Genomic DNA, 18474 nt, shown 5'->3' on the forward strand with positions numbered 1-18474 from the left:
TCATGATGGCAAACTTCCCTGAGGAAGCGCGAAGATTGACAACACAACCTTAAAACATCCGTTAAGTTCTGTCAACTACCTCGCTTGATCCTGAGAGAGGCCATGTCAGTTCCCCGCTGGATTTTAGGGATCCACACCACCACGCCTGTTCTGGGCTTGGCCCTGTTGCCGCTGGAGGAGAAGCTGGGGGAGAGCCGCAGCCGGAGTTGGTGGCTGGATCGGGAGATGGCGGCCCAGTTGCACCCTTGCCTGAGGGAGTTCTTAGCCAGCCAGGACTGGTCGCAGATGGCGGGGATCGCTGTAGCTTTGGGGCCGGGGAGTTTTACCGGCAGCCGTTTGGGGGTGAGTGTGGCGCGGTTGTTGGGCCAGCAGTTGCGCATTCCGGTGTTTGGCTACTCGACCTTGGCGGTTCTCGCCCGCCAGGCTTGGCAGGAGCAGGGATCCCCGCCTCAGCCCCTGACGGTGGCGGTGCACATGGACGCCAAGCGGGGGGAGCAGTATGGTGGCGTGTACCGGGTGGGCCCAGAACATTGGGTTGCCGAAGTAGCGGATCAGCTCTGGGAGGAAGCTGCTTGGCAGACGGTTCTGCGGCAGTGGCCGCAGGCTCTCGTCGTCGATGCCGCCGACTGGGTAGATCCGGCGCCTGTGCTGGCGTTGGCGGAACTAGCCCGCGCCGATTTCCAGGCAGGCTTGCGCCCTCCCTGGCAGACGGTGTTGCCTCTTTACGGACGTCAGCCGCCCGTTGATCTCAGAGGGCTGAATCGGAGTGCCCCGTAGCCGGGGTAAGATTGGGAAGTCTAAGCAACGGATCGCTGTGCTGACATGATCTCAAGCAACGATTTGCGCCCCGGCGTCTCTGTGGAAATTGACGGCGCTCCCTACAAGGTAATCGAGTTTCTGCACGTGAAACCTGGCAAGGGCTCGGCTTTTGTGCGCACCAAGCTCAAAAATATGCAGACCGGCAACGTTGTGGAGAAAACCTTCCGCGCCGGCGAAATGCTGCCTGCCGCCACTATTGAAAAAGTGAATATGCAGTATCTCTACGCAGAAGGGGACAATTTCGTGTTCATGGACATGGAGACCTACGAACAGGCTCCCCTCAGTGCTGCCCAAATTGGCTCTGCCGTGAAATACCTGAAAGAGAACATGGAAGTGGCCATCCTGCGCTGGAAGGGGCAGGTGATCGATGTGGAGCTGCCCAACACCGTTGTCTTGGAAGTGGTGGAAACCGATCCCGGCGTGAAAGGAGATACGGCCACGGGAGGAACCAAGCCCGCCAAGCTGGAGACCGGCGCTGAGATCCAGGTGCCTCTGTTTATCAAGGTGGGAGAACGGGTGCGTGTCGATACTCGCACCGACACCTATATAGGCCGCGAGTGATGGCTCTCCTTCTTCTTCGCCGCTGGGCTGCCGTTGTGGACAGGTGATGCATCAGGAGTAACGTTCCCTTGGATGTTGTCAATTGGCAGGAAGTTCGCCTTCTGCTGGCCGCTCTGCAGGAGAGCGACGTTACCGAGCTAACCCTGGAGTACAAGGATTTCCGCCTGACCCTGCGCAAAGGAATCCCGACTGGCCTTGCTGCTGCCGCCGCTCCGCCCGCTGCCCCGCCGCCAGCACCCCCCCCTGCTCCCCCTGCAGAAGCTCCCCCTCCTGAGAGCGCTTCTAAGCCTGCCCCCAGCCACTGGGTAGAGGTGACAGCACCGATGGTGGGCACCTTCTACAGCGCTCCTGCCCCTGGAGAGATGGATTTTGTGCAGGTTGGCCAGCGGGTGAACAAGGGCCAAACTCTCTGTATCATCGAAGCCATGAAGCTGATGAACGAGATAGAAGCTGAAACCGCAGGCGTGGTGAAGGAGATTTTGGTGAGCAACGGCCAGCCGGTAGAATTTGGTCAAGTTTTAATGCGACTGGATCCCACGGCCTAACGGCAGGAGCAGAGATGAAGCTTTGCGTATTGAGGAAGCAGCGGCTCCAGGGCTCTCTTGCCGACCTTTGCCAGGGAGTAAGCAATTCTGCCAATGCCCCAGCCCCAGGTTGAGGGGGTAAAGGTTCTGCCCCCCCGGCACATCGTCGGGCAGGAGCTGGCGGCGCGGCTGCTGGTGGCTGCTCTGGAAAAGGGGCGGGTGACCTCCAGCTACTGTTTCTTGGGGCCAGAGGGGGTGGGGCGAGGGCTGATGGCCCGCTGGTTTGCCCGGGCCCTCTTCTGCGAGGCCAGCTCGGGGATCCCTTGCGGCCAGTGCTCCAACTGCCGTTGGCTGCTAGCGGGCACCCATCCCGACCTCCACTGGGTCAGCCCTACCTATCTCCACCAGGGCCGCCTGATAGCAGCGGAGGCCCCGGAGGCGCAAACTCTGCAGCGGCGCTCCCCGCCGCAAATTCGCCTGGAACAGGTGCAGGGAGTGGCCCGCTTCTGTGCCCGTAAGCCAATGCGCGCCCGCCGTTCGCTGGTGGTGCTGGAGGGGGCGGAAACCCTGGCAGAAAGTGCGGCCAATGCCCTCCTGAAAACCCTGGAGGAGCCCGGGCCGGCCCACATCGTTCTCATCGCCCCCCAGGCGGCCTCCCTGCTGCCGACGCTGTTGTCCCGCTGCCAGATGGTGCCTTTCCGCCGCCTCAGCCCGGCAGAGGTAGAGCGGGTGTTGGTTAGTTTGAACTGCCCGGAGCTGCCCGGGATCCCTCGCTCTGAGCTGATTGCCCTGGCCCAAGGCAGCCCCGGACGGGCGCTGGAGGCCCACCAGCACCTGCAAAGGATCCCGCCGTCGCTGCTGCAAGACCTTAGACGCTGGCCCCCCTCGCTGCGGCAGGCCCTGGAACTGGCCAGGGCGGTGGCCGCTCTCGACTTGCCGGCGCAACTGTGGCTGATTGACTATCTGCAGCAGCATTTCTGGGTGCAGGGATCCCGCCAGGCCATCTGGCAATTGGAGCAGATTCGTCACCAGCTTTTGCACTTTGTGCAACCGCGCCTTGCTTGGGAGGTCAACCTGGCCGGATTCGACAGCAGTTGTAACCCAAGCCCTGTGGCAAAGTGAGAAAGAGCGTTCAAGACCTGCCTATGCCTGCCTGGCTTTTGGCTTTCCTCGCGGCCCTTGGAGGCTACTTGCTGGGATCCATCCCCACCGGCTACTGGGTGGGACGTTGGTGGGGCGGGATCGACCTCCGCCAAGCGGGCTCCGGCTCGACGGGGGCAACCAACGTGTTGCGGACGCTGGGCAAGGGGCCGGCGCTGCTGGTGCTGCTGGTGGATGCCGCCAAGGGGGCAGCAGCGGTGGCGCTGGGATCGGCTTTGGGATCCCCGTGGTGGGTGGTCGTAGCGGCCCTGGGGGCAGTGGTTGGCCACAGCCGCTCCTGCTGGCTGGGCTTTAGGGGGGGCAAGTCAGTGGCCACCAGCCTGGGGATCCTCTTGGCCATGGCTTGGCCGGTGGCCCTGGCTACCTTTGGCGTCTGGCTGCTGGGGATCGCCCTTACCCGCATTGTCTCCTTCAGCTCGCTGCTGGCGGCGGTGGCGGCGCCGCTGCTGATGTGGGCTCTGGGTCAGCCTCTGCCCTATGAGTTGTTTGCCCTGGTAGGGGGGGTTTATGTCATTGCTGCCCATCGGCGCAACATCGAGCGCCTGCTGGCCGGCTCAGAGCCCCGCCTTGGCCAAAAATTGGCCCAATCCCCCTAATTCCCCCTGTCCCAGAGCACGATGGAACCAACGACCGTGGTTTTTGTCTACGGATCCCTGCTGCGGGGCGGCCAGTACCACAGTCTGCTGCAAGGAGCAGAGTTTTTGGGAACCGACAGCCTCAACCACATCGATCTCTACGATCTCGGCCCCTACCCGATGGCCGTTCCTGGCCGCAACCGGCTCTACGGCGAGCGCTACCGCATTCCCCTGAGCCTGTTGCCCCGCCTAGACGAGCTGGAGGATCACCCGCGGCTGTACAGACGGCAGTGGGTGCAACTGGAGAGTGGCACTTCGGCCTGGGTTTACCTGGGCCGGCCTGAGCAGGTGCAGGGGTGCCCCCTTATCCCCAGTGGCCGCTGGCTGCCCCGACCTTCCTAGAGATCAAAGTGGAGCTTAATGCCCTCAACATACTGAGGCAGTAACTCCGCTGAGGGCAGATCCCATTCTGAGGGATCCGACTCTCTGGCAGAGGGAGCAGCGGCCTCTACAGGGCTGGCAAGCCGCTCTAGGTAGTAAATGCAATCCCCACGTCGCCAGATGCCTGGCTCCGGCAGGTAGAACAGCCGACCAACCTGGGACGACTTACCCTTCTCTCCAAACCAGCCTCCCAGACGCTGCGGGCGCACCAGCAGCAAAGGCAGGCACAGATCCGCCTTAATGCGGTAGGCAAACTGATCCCGCAGCCGCTCCAGAGCGGGATCCTCCAGCCCCATCTGAGCCGAGAAGGGGTTGAGCAGCGTTGAACGCGCTGCCCAGCTCGACTCCTGGGCCGAGGCCACCGCCGATTGGGGGGGCTTCAAGCCCAGATCCGCCAAGGTGGGCAGGGTAATCGAGCGCAGCTCCGCTCGCTTAGCTTCTAGGTAGCCGGCCCAGCGCTGCAGTTGGGAAAAGGGGATTGGCAGGGCGCGGATCCCTTCTGAGATGGGCATCTCCGGCAGCAACACCGTCCAGATGGCAGCAGAAACCGAGAGTTTCACCATCAGCTCGGCAATCGCCCAGTTCATCTGCGGATCCAGCGTTAGGATCAGCAGCGTCTCCGCGTGGTCAATATCGGCCTTCAACAGGGCCGACTCGCTGAGCACCACTTCCTGCAGGGATCCCGGCAGCAGCCGGCCAACTTCCTCTTCAGCTCCACCGGCTCCATTACTCCCAGAGGGATCCCCCAGGGCATAGGCGACCTTGTGGCCGTTGAGCTGGGCTAGGCCAGCAGGCTCGCGCAGACGGGATCCCGACGGCAGCGGCAGCACCTCCACCGCCTGGTTGAGGGAGCTCATCAACTGGGCCAACTGGCTGACGAGGGGATGGTTGCCGACGATCACCGTAGAACTGCCCTGATCCAAGCCCAGCCAACGGGCCACCCAGGCGGCGGTCAGCCCCTGCACCGTCACCGTGACCGAGATGGTCAAAAACACCAGCGCCTTGAGAGCATCCCCCCCAGTAATGCCTCGCTCGGTGAGCAAAATGGCAAACAGAGAGGCCACCGATGCCGCCACAATACCGCGGGGAGCCAGCCAGGCCACAAACAACTTTTGCCGCCAGTTGAGGTCACTGCCCCAGGTACACAGCCACACACTCAGGGGGCGAACCACCAGCATCAGGCAGAGCACCGTGGCCAGCGCTCCCCAGCCCAAAGCAAATACCGCCTTTAGAGAGAGGGTGGACGTGAGCAAGATAAACAACACTGAGATGGCCATCACCACCAACTGGCCATGGAATTGGCGCACGCTCCGCTCGGCAATGGCCGCCTTCTGCCGCACCACCAGGCCCGCCATCACTACCGCCATCAGCCCCGCTTCTGAGCGCAGCGACTGGGCCAGGGTAAACACCCCCAGCGCCCCCGCCAGCACCACCGAGTTGCGCAACTCCTCCGTCAAAAACTGCCGCGACCAGAGCAAAAAGGATCCCATCAGCCAGCCCCCCAGCGCCCCCACCGCCGACCCAATGGCCAAGCGGCTGGACAACTGCTCCAAGGCCATGAGGAAGCTGGGGTGGCCAGAAAGCACCACCTGCAGCACCACCACCGCCAAGATGGCCCCCAGCGGATCGATGAGCACCCCTTCCCCTTCCAGCAGAGTGCTGACGGCGGAATCGACCCGTACCCGCTTCAGGATAGGGTTAATCACCGTCGGCCCCGTCACCACCACCAGGGATCCGAACAAAAAGGCCAGGGGCCAGGGAAACTCCCCCAAATAGTGGGCCGCCAGTGCCCCTCCTCCCAAGGTCAGCAGGGATCCCAGCAACACCAAATTGCGCAAGCTATCGGAGACTTGGTTGAGGCGTTGCAGCCGCAGGTTCAGCCCCCCCTCAAATAGGATCAGGGCCACTGCCAGCGACACCAGCGCCTCCAGACCGGATCCCATGATCTGAGGGCGAACCCAGCCCAAGCCATCTGGCCCCAGCAACACCCCAAACAGCAGCAGGAAAACAATGCTGGGCACTTTGACAAAATTGGCTAGGACTTGAGCCGCGATCCCGGCCACCAAGGCCAGCGTAAACAGGATCGTCAGCTCAAAGGAGTTTTCCATGCCGAGGCTCAACCTCCCTTAGCGCGAACTCCGTCCCGGCGGCTTTGTCTTGGTCAGCATTGGGGTCACAGACAGTTGACATGAACAGGCTGTAAACAACTGCAAGGCACTCCGGGCCGGGACAGACATAGGTGGGAGTCAAGAGAGAGCATCTTGGCGAACGGACGCAGCCCAGGCGAGTGTAACACTCTATGCAACACCTTGAATTACTGCTTCCTGAGTCTAGGGTAGCTCAGAGGGAAGGCGGGCTCAAATGGCCTCCCTCGGATGGGTCAGCTCCGGGATCCTGTTGTGGGTTCTCCCCTTCACAGGAATAAAGGCCGGCCTCCGCCAGGGGCTTAACGCGACGAATGGGGAGGTTGGCGATCAGAGCCGTCGTCCCCCCTTCTGCCGCCAAGTGAAACTGCATCCCCTCCGCATCCAGCTCCACATAGCGAGATACCACCTCTAAGATCTCCAGGCGCATCGCTTCCAAGGCTGCCGGGGTGAGGTCGGCGCGGTCGTGGGCCAAGATCAGTTTCAGGCGCTGCTTGGCTTGCTCGCGGCTGCTGCCAGAGTGGCGGGAAAAAAGCTGATCCAAAAAATCGAGGAGCATGAGCTTCAGGGGTGGCTTGACTTAGTTGTGAACGCGAATGTGGAGGGGGGAAGGCGGCTATACCAATCCAAGTCAGGCAAAGGAGCCATCTAAAACACCTTTTGGTTTAAAAACCGCTTGGCCTTTTCCCAGAAAGACTCGCCCAAGCTAGCCAACTTGGGAAATTCCACCGTTTCTCCTTCTAGTCGTCGAGCAATGCGCTGGATGGCCTGAGCGGCCAGAGTCGGGTTGGCCGAGAGGACTAGAGGTTCCCCTTTGTTGGTGGAGACGATCACCTCCCGGTCTTCTGGAATGATACCCACCAAGGGGATAGCCAGCACCTCCACCACATCTTCCACCGACATCATCTGGCCGGCAGCCACCATATCCGAGCGCAGGCGGTTGACAACAAGCTGGGTCGAGGAGATCCCTGCTGCCTCCAACAAGCCCACCACCCGATCCGCGTCCCGCACCGCCGACACTTCCGGTGTGGTGACCAACAGCGCTTCCGTCGCTCCGGCAACGGCATTGCGAAACCCTTGTTCAATCCCCGCCGGGCAGTCGATCAACACGTAGTCATGGCTGCTGGCGAGCTTCTCCATCAACTGCCGCATCTGATCCGGGTTGACCGCCGTTTTGTTGCGGGTTTGGGTTGCCGGCAACAGTGAGAGATTGGGGGTGCGTTTGTCCTTCACCAACGCTTGTTCAAGGCGACATTCCCCCGCAATTACCTCTAGAGCCGTGTACACCACCCGATTTTCCAACCCCAGCAGCAGATCCAGGTTACGCAGGCCAAAGTCGGCATCCACCACCACCACCGAGCGACCCAAGCGCGCCAAGGCAGTGCCCAGGTTGGCCGTTAGAGTGGTTTTCCCCACTCCCCCCTTCCCAGAGGTTACGACGATAACTCGGCTCATACTCCTCTCCGCAGAAAATCCTGAAGGCTGGCAATGCAGATGACACCCTCCTGCAAGTAAACCACCTCCGGGGTGTTGGGAGGGGATCCTCCTTCCGGCGGGCGGGCCACCTGATCGGCAATGCGCAACTGAGTGGGCTCTAAGTGCAAAGCTAAGATCACAGCGCCTCTATCCCCCTCTGCACCGGCATGCACCAGGCCGCGCAGACGTCCCCAGACCCAGATGTCACCGCCGGCAATGATCTCGCCGCCGGGGTTGAGATCCCCCAGCAGAAAGACCGAGCCACGGTGGCGCACGGACATTCCCGACCGCACTGTGGATCGCAGGTAGAGGGGGGTGGTATCCGGGGGGACAGGGGAAATCACCTCTAAGGGGGAAGATTGTTCCACCGAATAGCCTAGGGTCGCCGCCGCGATCGCCGTCCCTCGGGATCCGGTTTGGACGCGCCACAAGGACAGCCGATGCTGCGACAACAAGACGGCCAGAGTTTGTAGGGTGGGCAAGTCCAGCTCTCGCTCTTGGCACCACAGGGTCAGGGGGGCCACTCCTGCCCAGTAGGGTTTGCGGCTGCGCAATTGCCACACCAAATCGTCCCAGACTTCTTCCCAAGCCAGGGTGGCGGGCAAATGCAGATGGATCCCTTGGGCATCGAATCGAAAATAGACACCCCTTTCGGATCCCCGCGGGTTAGAGGATGAGGTAGGTGAGACTGCAGAAATTTCCAGGTTCCATGCCGGGGATCCCATCATGGCTGCCCAACGATTTGCCTCAAGACAAAGCCTTATCCTATTCCATTCGCCAAACGTCGGGAGTGCGATGCAGTCTATATTGAGCTATCGGGGCTTTCTACACTGCTGCTACCCCCGGGGCAAAAGGTTGAGAGCAGTGAGCTGCAGTCCAGTCAGTCGAAATAGAAGAGTGTAACCAACTTGTGTTGCTCCTCGGCGTGCCTGCAGGCCTCCAAAAGCGTGACGCTGTCGTGAAAGGCAAAACAGATCAACTGCTGGCACTTGCTGATGATCTCTAGGTTGCACAGGCGGCTAGCCTCCGCCAGGGGAAGATGGTCATTTTCGGGGTGCTCCACCAGATGCAGCACCTGCTCCAGGCTGGCCCGCGACTCTGCCGGCTGTCGCTCCAAACTTTGCGGCAAGATCACCGTCAAGGATTTCATATCCGCCCGCATCGCCCCGCGAATCACAGCCAGGTTGGTGCCAATGGCCCCGGAAGTGAGAATGCGGTTGCCAGTGAGGGCCAAAGCGTAGCTGAGGGTCTCGATGAGGTACTGGTGGGTGATGGGCACATGGCGACTGCCCAGGATGGCTATCCGCTTTGGCCCAACTTGCTGAATCGCAGCCAGCTCCTGCAAAAACGTATCAACGCTGGTGGGAAGATCAATAGACTGGGTCAACGGGATCCCTCAGAAAACTTTTCAGAGGTGGGCTAGGCTATGTTAGCCTACACTGCGGCTTTGGGATCCAGCCAGAGAGCTGCTCAACCCGGTTTGGGCGGCCGAGTTTACCAGCGCAGCAGCGCTGCCGCTCCCTGGAACTCCTCGAGGAGGCGAACTTCGGCCTCGCCACGGACAAACTCCAGCTTAGCGCCGAAATCGCGGGCCAGCACCCAGACCTGATCCCGCAGCGCCACCGGTTGGGGCTCTGGGCAGAGGAGCTGGGCCATCTCTGAGGTTCCTCCCACCGAGCCGTCTGGACAGCGCCAGATGGTGGCCTCTAGCCTCCAGGGCAAGACCAGAATTTCCACTCGACCCAGTTGGAGGGCGTCCAGCACCGCGTCCAAGCCCCAAGCGCCGGGCTGCTCCCGAATCCGCTCTAACAAGGCCAGTTCCCCTCGGCGCTCGGCGGCCTCCAGGACGGGCACCACTCGGTCGAGGATGTCTTGCGGCGTCGGTGCGTGGAGGTTGGCGGGGTGCCCCACCCGGGCGACGACGCGGTTGCGCAAGCCGCGGTTGAGGTAGCCCTCAAAGTGAGATACCTGCCAGGCTTCCCCCATGAGCACCAGCCGCTCAATGCCCAGCCGATCCACCGCTTTGTCGAGGGCCTGGGCCAGGCGCTGGTAGAGCTTGTGCATCCAGAGGCTGACCTTGGCCGCCTCCCGCTCCTTGGGGGAGAGTTTGTCGAAGGTGCCGCCGCTGCGGGCCCGACGCTCGGCAACGGCATTTTCGATGCGGCCGGCCAGATCCTGGAGTTCCTGCCACTCGTCGGCGCCGATGTTGGCAAAGATTTCGGTATCCTCCCGCAGTTCTCCCAGAAAGAGCTCGTAGAAGTGCCACCTGGCTCCGGACAGGTGCAACACCCCGGCCCGCTCATATTCATCGAAGGCGAAAATCAAAGGGGTCAAGTACGGCTCACCCCAGCGGGCTTCTACCCGCCCGTGGGCCAGATCCACTACGGGCAGCTCCACCTGCAGGTCAATTCGACGCAGCACTAGCTTGCCATCAGCGTTGCGGCTGGCAAAAAGAACTAAGGTGCGGGCGGAAGGGCGCTCCTGTTCCAGCAGAGCAAGGATTTGCTCGTAGAGAGAAGGATCCCGCTTGCCCTCCCGGAACTCCGGCAGCTCTTTGATAGCGTTCTTGATGCGTCCTACCCAGGCAAGGCGGGCATTTTCGGGACGGGCAGGGTTGATGTCGGCGTATAACGAGAGCACCGGCGTGCTGCTGTCGCCAAAGGCAGCTTGTAAATCCTGGATCAGGGTGTTGAGCTCTTCCATGGTTTGGAAAAGGGACTTCACTACAAGATATCTAAAGCAAGATATCTAAAGTAGGAGATGCAACAGCAGATCTATCAAGGGATCCCACGCAGGATGGAGCTCAGTTGAGCTGGGCTTGAGGAGAAGATCCTGCCTGGATTTGGATAGTGTAGCTCATGTGGCTGTGAACACCCCTGCCCAGCCAATGGCCGTAGATAGGAGCGGCACCTCGGGGGTAGGCACTGGCCGCCAAAGCCACATGGCCATCGGCCACGGCCAGCCCTTGGGTGGGATCGAACCCCCGCCAACCAGCCCCCGGCAGATACACCTCTGCCCAGGCGTGCAGGTGGCGCTCTGCTGGCTCTTTGCTGGCTGTGCCCTGGAGTTCGGGGTTCTCTTGCAACGGCGGGCTGACCTGGTAGCCGCTGACAAATCGTGCCGCCAGACCTACTGCCCGACAGCCCTCCATAAACACCAGCGTCAGGTCACGGCAGGAGCCGGTTTTGCGCTGCCACGTCAAGCCGGCGGGCCAAGGATCCCCCTTCTCCCGCAAGATGTGGCGGCACTCGGAGTAGATGCGTTGGTTGAGCGCCGGCAAAAAGGCCGTCGTCTCCCCCTGCACCTGATCCCAGAGCTCCCAGGCCAGGCTTTGGATGCCGGCATCTGCCGGGGTTGCCAGATAGGGCTGCAGTTGGGCTGCCAGCGTGCTGGGGTAGTTGATGGGAAGGTGGGTGGCCCAATCGAAGAGCAGATAGTCAAAGGGGTTGCGCCGCAGGGTGACCACGGTGGACTGGGTTTGGATGCGCAGATGTTCGGTGGGATCCCCAAACCAGAGCTGAACTGCCGCGTTGCCATCCAGATCCACCAGCTCCGATTGGCCTGCCGGCGGCGGATCCACCCGCAGCTCAAAGGCCAAGAGGGTTTGGATCCCGTTGCAACGGGGCCGCAACCGCACAGTGTGGGGCTCCAGTTGCACTGGACGGCTGTAGCGATATTCGATGAGATGGTGAATTTGAACTTGCACAGGCTTGCCCCAGGACGGTCAACAGGTTGTGTCTCAAGTCTCAGTCGCTCGTTTGTGCTACAGTTAGCCGAAATTGGCGAAAAAATCAAACGGCAGTCAAAAAAGTAGGTAGGTCTTTGCCTCGGGCAAGTGTGTAGGGGCGCATTGACAATGCTTGGGGGCTTGCTTGTGGCCTGGGTGTCGGGTCAGCGGCACGGAGATTTCTAGGATCCCCCGACTTTGATCAGTGGGAGCGTCAATGGGCAAGCTCTTCTCCTTGTAGAGAGCTAGCTGCAGGTCGGCGGTTGGCCGGGGCGTCGCCTAGGGCCAAGACATCTGAGGGTGCCCTCTGGAAGGCTCTCCTGCTGGAACTCGCTGCTCAAGCGACCAAACTGCTACAGGAGGCTGGGCTAAGCCTTGGCCTGAGGATTTGGCGAGGTGGCGCAGCTTTCCTCTCACTCAAGCTGGACTTGCCCTTCCAGCAAAGCGAGGATTAGTCGGTCAATTGCCTCCAGATCCAATTCGTCGTAGAGCCGCTCCTGGAGGAGGTGGCAGATTTGGGATTCTTGCTGGCGGCTGAGGTAGGTGCTCTGGAGAACCGATTCGACAATGAGGCGGATGGACATGGGGCAGCGCTTTAACCCAACTGCCCCAATGAAATGCGAAACAAGGGGGAGGCAGCGGTGATCTGGGTCAAATGGCCATCCTTAGCCGGCAACCTTGACCTGGGCAGCCTAGCCAAGCAACGCCACGGCGGGCAAGGGCAGTTCAGCCGCCGCCGCTGTATCCAGCAGCCACAGCAGCCGCCCTTGGGGATTGAGGCGCTGGCAGGGCAGGTGGGCCTCTGTTGTCAGGGCTTCCTTAACAATTGCAGCCTTGCTGGCCCCTGTTACCAAAACCACCACCTGCCTGGCCTGGTTGAGAACAGGATAGGTGAGAGTTAGGCGCGGCTCCTCCCCTTTTTGGCCCACCGTCACCCAGCGGTGTTGCACCTGCAGGGCGGCTGTACCGGGAAACAAGGAGGCCGTGTGGCCGTCTTCTCCCACTCCCAGCCAGATCAGGTCGAAGGCAGGACATTCGGTGCCGAAAATCTGCTGCAGGGTCGCCTCGTACTCCGCCGCATCTCGCAAGGGATCCCCTGCTTGGGTGGGCATGGGAAAGACCTGAGAGGCGGGAACCCCGACCGTCTCCAGCAGGATCCGCCGTACCATGCCGTAATTGCTCTCAGGGTGATCCGGGGGAACGTAGCGCTCATCCCCCCAGAACAGCCAGGTTTGCTGCCAAGGGATCCCTGGCGTCTGGGTTAAAGCGGCATACAACTTTCGCGGCGTGTTTCCCCCTGCCAGAGCCACCGTAAAGCGACCCCGTTGACGGATAGCCGCCGCGGCCTGCTCTTGCCAGATCTCGACCGCCCGTCGGAAAAAGGCTGTCCCCTCCGGCCAGATTTCCAACTGGAACCCTTGCATGGATCGCCCTCTGTTGCTGCTTGCCCAACTGCCCTAGCCAAGCAGAGGGATCCCCTTCACCCAGAGGCCAAACCCTAGGAAGCAACCGCCAGCTCTTTGGCTTCCGCCTGGATTTTCTCGTAGAGGGCCCGCAGCTTCAGGCCCACGATGACCTGGATGAGTCCAGAGCCATTGCGGGATCCGGGATATTCCGGGTGCTTGCGCAGCAATTCCGTCAGCTCGCCGTAGTAGCGGGTCGACAGATTGCTTAGGTGGTTCTCGATGTAGATGACCTCCTCCAGCTTGTCGAAGGTGCCGTCAATTTCCAACACCGAAACCGGCTGATCGAAGTAGGTGGAGGGGCCGTAGTGCAGGCGGATGCCTGGGTAGGAGCAGGTCAGCTTTTTGCCACAAGGGATCCAGTCAATGGTGGAGCCTTCGTCGAAGAGATAGACATGGTCAAAATACTTCACCCCCTCCCGCTGGATCATGCGCACCCGCAGCACTTTGTGCTCCGGATCCACCTCTGGCAGCAGCTTGGTGGGCAGCACCTCGATGACCACATCGGCATAGCGCTTCTGCACATCGACGTAGGCTTCAAAATCGGGGCGGCGGGCCTCGATGGAGCGCAACACATCTTCATAGGTGTGGCCCCGCTCCGCCATATCCCGCTTCACCTTCCAGGCAATCTTGATCTCCGGCGCCAGATCCAGATAGACCTTGAAGTCCAGCAGCTCCCGCACCCGCTCGTCGTACATGGGGTGAAGGCCCTCCAAGACGATGATGGGGCTGGGATCCACCCGCTCCGGTGGGTCAATGAGCCCCGTCTCGTGGTTGTAGATGGGCTTCATCACGCTCTGGCCATTTTTGAGCGCCTTAGCCTGCTCGTACATGAGGTCGAAGTTGTTGGCGCGGGGATCCAGCGCCGTGATGCCCTTCTCTTTGCGCTGGTAGCGATCCAAGGAGTGGTAGTCGTCCAGACAAATGGTGGTAATGAGATCCCGGCCAAACAAGTCCCCCAACCGCCGCAAGAACGTGGACTTGCCACAGCCAGAATCTCCGGCAACACCGATCATTACAATACGTTCAGGACTGCTTGCCATGGGAACTCCTTGGGGATGGGCAGGGCAAAACTGAGAGGAAGCCTCTAAAAAAGTTACTGTTCTTTATGGTCTTGCATATTACCACAAGACGCTCCCCCACAACCGAGCTTGAGGCCAGAGAGGCGGGCACCGTCAAGGAACAATTTAACAAAGGTCGTCTGTCTCCCGGCGACGACTGAGGAGAAGAGAAGTTTCCCGGCCTGGCTTTCTCAGGATCGGCCTGGGGTGTTCCCCTCCGGCAAGTTCCGTTCGGGCAGGCGGGCTGCTAAGGTGTTTGCTAGAGAGTTTTCTCCCATTGCCAGGAGCAGTTCGCCGTTATGGTTGCCAGCGCAGAAAAGCGAGAAGTTGTTGTCAATCTGTACCGTCCCAACGCGCCCCTGATCGGCCAGTGTGTAGAGACCTACTCCCTTGTGGGGGAAGGGGCACCTGGCCTGACCAAGCACATTGTGCTCAGCCTACCGGATCCCAACTACCGCTACCTGGAGGGCCAAAGCGTTGGTATTATTCCTCCTGGCGTAGATGACAAGGGCAAGCCCCACAAGCCCCGCCTCTACTCCATTGCCTCCACTCGCTATGGCGACGACGGCGAGGGGCGCACCGTTTCTCTGAGTGTGAAACGGGCCGAATACGTGGATAAGGAGACGGGCCAGCCGGGGGTAGGGGTCTGCTCCGGCTTCCTCACCGATCTCAAACCCGGCGATGAGGTGATGATCACCGGGCCCTCAGGGAAAACCTTTTTGCTGCCGGAAGATGAGAACGCCAACCTGATTTTGATTGCCACCGGCACTGGCATCGCCCCTTTTCGCGCCTTCATCAAGCACCTGTTTGAAGAGGATCCCAACTACCAGGGCAAGATCTGGCTGTTTTTTGGGGTGCCCACCACGTCCACCCTGCTCTACCGCGGGGATCTAGAAGCTTGGAAAGCCCAGTATGGGGATCGCTTCCGCGTCGATTACGCCATCAGCCGCGAACAGCAAACCCCCGACGGCAAAAAGATGTACGTGCAAAACCGCATGGCCCAGTACGGCCCCGAACTATGGGAGATGCTGCAGCAGCCCAACACCTACACGTACATCTGTGGCCTCAAGGGAATGGAGGACGGCATCAACAGCGTCATGGCCCCCCTTGCCGAGCAAGCCGGTCAAGACTGGAGCAAGTTCCAGAAGGAGCTGAAGAAGGCCAACAGGTGGCACGAGGAAACCTACTGAGGGGATCCCTTTGGGTTCACTGGTCTCCGGTGCTGCCGCTTAGGAGGGATCCCGTCGGCGCTGGGGATCCGCAAAACATGCCAAAATGCTGGTATCTTAGCCCACCTGAAGCCGAGAGCTGTTCTCCCCAGGAGCCCTAGACTGTGGACGCGCGCTACAATCCTCTGGCCATCGAAAGCAAGTGGCAGGCCCACTGGCGTGAAATCGGGTTGGATCGCACCCCAGAGCTGACGGCGGAAAGCCGCAAGTTCTACGCCCTGTCGATGTTTCCCTACCCCAGTGGCAGCCTGCACATGGGGCATGTGCGCAATTACACCATAACGGATGTCATTGCCCGCCACAAGCGCATGCAGGGGTATGCGGTGCTGCACCCCATGGGGTGGGATGCCTTTGGCTTGCCGGCAGAGAACGCGGCCATTGACCGCGGGATCCCGCCGGCCAAGTGGACCTACCAGAACATCACCCAGATGCGGGATCAACTGCAGCGGCTGGGGCTTTCCTACGACTGGGAGCGGGAGATCACCACCTGCGCCCCCGACTACTACAAGTGGACGCAGTGGCTGTTTCTGCAGTTTTTCAAAGCGGGCCTGGCCTACCAGAAGGAAGCACCGGTGAACTGGGATCCCGTGGATCAGACCGTCTTGGCCAACGAGCAAGTGGACGCCGAGGGGCGCTCCTGGAGATCGGGGGCTCTGGTGGAAAAGCGCCTCCTCAAGCAGTGGTTTCTCAAGATCACGGCCTACGCCGACCAACTGCTGGCCGACTTGGAACAGCTCTCCGGCTGGCCAGAGCGGGTGCGCACCATGCAGGAGAACTGGATTGGCCAGTCGGTGGGGGCTAGGGTTGTCTTCAAAACCGAAACAGGGGAGGAGCTGCCGGTGTTTACCACCCGGCCTGACACCCTTTGGGGAGCCACCTTCATGGTGCTGGCGCCGGAGCATCCTTTGGTGGAGAAGCTCACCACCCCTAAGCAACAGGCTGCCGTCAAGGCCTACCAGGCCGAGGCTGCTGCCCGCAGCGAGATGGAGCGCAGTGCCGAAGATCGGGAAAAAACGGGCGTCTGGACAGGATCCTACGCCATCAACCCCGTCAACCAAGAGCGGATCCCCATCTGGATTGCCGACTACGTGTTGATGGGCTATGGTACGGGGGCCATCATGGCTGTGCCTGCCCACGACCAGCGGGACTTTGAGTTTGCCCGCAAGTTTGGCCTACCCATCAAGCTGGTGGTGCAACCGCCCCAGGGTGAGGTGAAAAGTGCCGAAGATCTGCAGGCGGCCTGGACAGGGGAGGGGGTGTTGATGAACTCCGGCCCCTTGAACGGGATCCCGGTGGGCAAAGGCCCAGGGCAGAGCGTAGAAAGAGCCATCGCCTGGTTAGAGAGTCAGGGCTTGGGGGAACGGCAGGTGAACTACCGCCTGCGCGACTGGCTCATCTCACGTCAGCGCTACTGGGGTTGCCCCATCCCCGTGATCCACTGCCCCCACTGTGGCATTGTGCCGGTCCCAGAGGAGGATCTGCCGGTGCTGTTGCCGGAGGATGTGGAGCTGACGGGGCGAGGGGGGTCTCCCTTGGCCCAGCGGGAGGACTGGGTGAAGGTGAAGTGCCCCACCTGCGGCGCCGAGGCCCGCCGCGAGACCGACACCATGGACACCTTCATCTGCTCCTCCTGGTATTTCCTGCGCTTTAGTGATCCCTGCAACGAGCGCGAGATCTTCCGCAAGGATTTGGTCAACGCCTGGCTACCGGTGGATCAATACGTGGGCGGCATCGAGCACGCCATTTTGCACCTGCTTTACTCCCGCTTTTTCACCAAGGTGCTACGGGATCTGGGGCTGTTGAATTTTGACGAGCCCTTCTCCCGCCTCCTGACGCAGGGAATGGTGCAGGGGCGCACCTACTACAACCCCAACAAGTCCGGCAAGGATCGCTGGATCCCAGCGGCTCTGGTCAAGGATCCCAACGACCCGCGGGATCCAGAGACCGGCGAGCCTCTGGAAGTTATCTACGCCACCATGTCCAAATCCAAGGGCAACGGCGTGGATCCAGAGGAGGTGCTGGCCCACTACGGAGCCGACACAGCCCGCATGTTTATCCTCTTCAAGGCGCCGCCGGAAAAGGACCTGGAATGGGACGATGCCGACGTGGAAGGGCAGTTTCGCTTTCTCAACCGCGTCTGGCGGCAGGTGTACGACTTTGTCGTTCGCGCTAGCGGGACGGAGTCCTTGCAAGGCAAAGCCGCCGAGCTGCTGCAGGCCAAGGTTGAGGCGGGATCCCTGACCAAAGCGGAAAGGGATCTGCGCCGCGCCGTCCACACGGCCATCAAGGAAGTCAGTGAGGATCTGGAGGAGTACCAGTTCAACACGGCCATTGCCGAGCTGATGAAGCTGAGCAATGCCCTGGCCGAGGCGGGGATCCCAGACTCGCCAGTCTATGCAGAAGGGATCCGCACCCTGATCCTGCTCTTGGCTCCCTTTGCCCCCCACATAGCTGAGGAGCTTTGGCAGGCAGTGGGCGGTACAGACTCGGTGCATCGCCAGTCATGGCCCAGCTACGACCCGGCGGCGCTGGTGGCCGACACGGTAACCATTGTGGTGCAGGTCAACGGCAAGCTGCGCGGCTCCTTTGAAGCCCCTGCCGATGTCACGCCCCAGGAACAGGAGCGGCTGGCTTTGCAGTCGGAGGCGGCCCAAAGGTATCTGCAAGGGGTGACTCCGAAGAAGGTCGTCGTGGTGCCGAAGAAGCTGGTTAACCTGGTTGTCTAACCCTCTTGACTCTGGATGTACTGTTTCACTGTTTCTAGGGGTGCACCGCCACAGGATTTAGAATCGTGCCAGAGCTTTGCTTTTCCCCAGTACGCCTTAGCTCTCCAAACTGTTGCCTTAGTATGCGACTTGATGCTGACTTGAGAAAAGAAACGAGGTTAGATAGGTTGTTATCAGGCTGCAGGTCGATGAGCAGGTGAACATGGTCTGGCTCACCATCAAACGCAATTAGCACACTCCGGTTAGCGACCAAAACTCTTTCTAAAACAGACCTCATTACTTCCAGCATTGCTTGGGTTAAGACTTTGCATCGGTATTTTGTTACAAACACTACGTGCAGGTGAATCCTAAAGACTGCGTGAGCGCTGCTTCGTAGTTCGACCATAAAACTTGCCAATTTCTATGCTATAGCTGTTGTAGCTTCGACTGAGCTATAAAGGTGACAGAAACTGCACTGGTAGTCAGGCGGCAGACCTTTCGGCTGTACCCTAACAAAACCCAAGAGCGGGCTTTGTTGTCTGCCCGCCGTTTGCACTGTTACCTCTACAACGCTTGTGTTGCTCATCG

Annotated in this window: 19 protein-coding genes; 8 read left to right on the top strand and 11 right to left on the bottom strand. The window is 60.7% G+C overall.

From position 1 onward, the window contains the following. Positions 1 to 102: 102 nt before the first annotated feature. The 6 genes from tsaB (at position 103) to NW863_RS07630 (ending at position 4042) form a co-directional block, all read left to right on the top strand. On the top strand, positions 103 to 777 hold the full coding sequence (tsaB, locus tag NW863_RS07605) for a tRNA (adenosine(37)-N6)-threonylcarbamoyltransferase complex dimerization subunit type 1 TsaB (RefSeq protein WP_414365624.1): 675 nt from the start codon (positions 103 to 105) through the stop codon (positions 775 to 777). Between the two features lie 45 nt (positions 778 to 822). Next, on the top strand, positions 823 to 1380 hold the full coding sequence (gene efp / locus NW863_RS07610; protein WP_414365625.1) for an elongation factor P: 558 nt from the start codon (positions 823 to 825) through the stop codon (positions 1378 to 1380). 68 nt (positions 1381 to 1448) lie between these two features. Next, positions 1449 to 1925: an acetyl-CoA carboxylase biotin carboxyl carrier protein gene (gene accB, locus NW863_RS07615; protein WP_414365626.1), complete on the top strand. Its 477-nt coding sequence runs from the start codon at positions 1449 to 1451 to the stop codon at positions 1923 to 1925. Between the two features lie 93 nt (positions 1926 to 2018). Continuing rightward, positions 2019 to 3026, top strand: a complete 1008-nt coding sequence (locus NW863_RS07620) for a DNA polymerase III subunit delta' (protein WP_414365627.1) — start codon at positions 2019 to 2021, stop codon at positions 3024 to 3026. A gap of 23 nt (positions 3027 to 3049) precedes the next feature. Beyond that, positions 3050 to 3661: a glycerol-3-phosphate 1-O-acyltransferase PlsY gene (gene plsY / locus NW863_RS07625; protein WP_414365628.1), complete on the top strand. Its 612-nt coding sequence runs from the start codon at positions 3050 to 3052 to the stop codon at positions 3659 to 3661. Positions 3662 to 3682: 21 nt separating this feature from the next. Next, positions 3683 to 4042 carry a gamma-glutamylcyclotransferase gene (locus NW863_RS07630; protein WP_414365629.1) on the top strand — a complete coding sequence of 120 codons (360 nt, stop codon included), beginning with the start codon at positions 3683 to 3685 and terminating at the stop codon, positions 4040 to 4042. On the opposite strand, the gene NW863_RS07635 is transcribed toward NW863_RS07630, so the two are convergent. From NW863_RS07635 to NW863_RS07680, 10 genes are all read right to left on the bottom strand, one after another. Next, entirely contained in the window at positions 4039 to 6189 is a 2151-nt protein-coding gene (locus NW863_RS07635; RefSeq protein WP_414365630.1) for a cation:proton antiporter, read from the bottom strand. The genes NW863_RS07630 and NW863_RS07635 overlap by 4 nt on opposite strands. A 232-nt stretch (positions 6190 to 6421) precedes the next feature. Further along, a complete protein-coding gene (minE, locus tag NW863_RS07640) occupies positions 6422 to 6784 on the bottom strand; it encodes a cell division topological specificity factor MinE (protein WP_414365631.1) in 363 nt (120 codons plus the stop codon). Positions 6785 to 6873: 89 nt separating this feature from the next. Beyond that, positions 6874 to 7680 carry a septum site-determining protein MinD gene (minD, locus tag NW863_RS07645; protein ID WP_414365632.1) on the bottom strand — a complete coding sequence of 269 codons (807 nt, stop codon included), beginning with the start codon at positions 7678 to 7680 and terminating at the stop codon, positions 6874 to 6876. Further along, the gene (minC, locus tag NW863_RS07650) at positions 7677 to 8426 is read right to left on the bottom strand and encodes a septum site-determining protein MinC (protein ID WP_414365633.1); all 750 of its coding nucleotides are present in this window, start codon (positions 8424 to 8426) and stop codon (positions 7677 to 7679) included. Before minC ends, minD begins: the two co-directional genes overlap by 4 nt. Before the next feature lie 155 nt (positions 8427 to 8581). Further along, the gene (locus NW863_RS07655) at positions 8582 to 9088 is read right to left on the bottom strand and encodes a DNA recombination-mediator protein A (RefSeq protein WP_414365634.1); all 507 of its coding nucleotides are present in this window, start codon (positions 9086 to 9088) and stop codon (positions 8582 to 8584) included. 107 nt (positions 9089 to 9195) lie between these two features. Beyond that, a complete protein-coding gene (locus NW863_RS07660; protein WP_414365635.1) occupies positions 9196 to 10425 on the bottom strand; it encodes a VLRF1 family aeRF1-type release factor in 1230 nt (409 codons plus the stop codon). A gap of 79 nt (positions 10426 to 10504) precedes the next feature. Next, a complete protein-coding gene (locus NW863_RS07665; protein ID WP_414365636.1) occupies positions 10505 to 11407 on the bottom strand; it encodes a transglutaminase family protein in 903 nt (300 codons plus the stop codon). 434 nt (positions 11408 to 11841) lie between these two features. Beyond that, complete coding sequence (locus NW863_RS07670; RefSeq protein WP_414365637.1) at positions 11842 to 12012, bottom strand: hypothetical protein; 171 nt, start codon at positions 12010 to 12012, stop codon at positions 11842 to 11844. A gap of 108 nt (positions 12013 to 12120) precedes the next feature. Next, complete coding sequence (gene pgl / locus NW863_RS07675; protein ID WP_414365638.1) at positions 12121 to 12852, bottom strand: 6-phosphogluconolactonase; 732 nt, start codon at positions 12850 to 12852, stop codon at positions 12121 to 12123. A gap of 74 nt (positions 12853 to 12926) precedes the next feature. Beyond that, positions 12927 to 13934, bottom strand: a complete 1008-nt coding sequence (locus tag NW863_RS07680) for a phosphoribulokinase (RefSeq protein ID WP_414365639.1) — start codon at positions 13932 to 13934, stop codon at positions 12927 to 12929. 317 nt (positions 13935 to 14251) lie between these two features. Here NW863_RS07680 and NW863_RS07685 point away from each other — a divergent pair, with 317 nt between their 5' ends. Continuing rightward, positions 14252 to 15142, top strand: a complete 891-nt coding sequence (locus NW863_RS07685; RefSeq protein ID WP_414365640.1) for a ferredoxin--NADP(+) reductase — start codon at positions 14252 to 14254, stop codon at positions 15140 to 15142. A 143-nt stretch (positions 15143 to 15285) separates the two neighbouring features. After that, a complete protein-coding gene (gene leuS / locus NW863_RS07690) occupies positions 15286 to 17907 on the top strand; it encodes a leucine--tRNA ligase (protein WP_414365641.1) in 2622 nt (873 codons plus the stop codon). Between the two features lie 34 nt (positions 17908 to 17941). Here the strand turns inward: leuS and tnpA are convergent, their stop codons facing one another. Further along, the gene (gene tnpA, locus NW863_RS07695) at positions 17942 to 18292 is read right to left on the bottom strand and encodes an IS200/IS605 family transposase (RefSeq protein ID WP_414365642.1); all 351 of its coding nucleotides are present in this window, start codon (positions 18290 to 18292) and stop codon (positions 17942 to 17944) included. Between the last annotated feature and the right edge of the window lie 182 nt (positions 18293 to 18474).

It is taken from the genome of Synechococcus sp. B60.1 (genome assembly GCF_047462555.1).
Classification (GTDB): domain Bacteria; phylum Cyanobacteriota; class Cyanobacteriia; order Thermostichales; family Thermostichaceae; genus Thermostichus.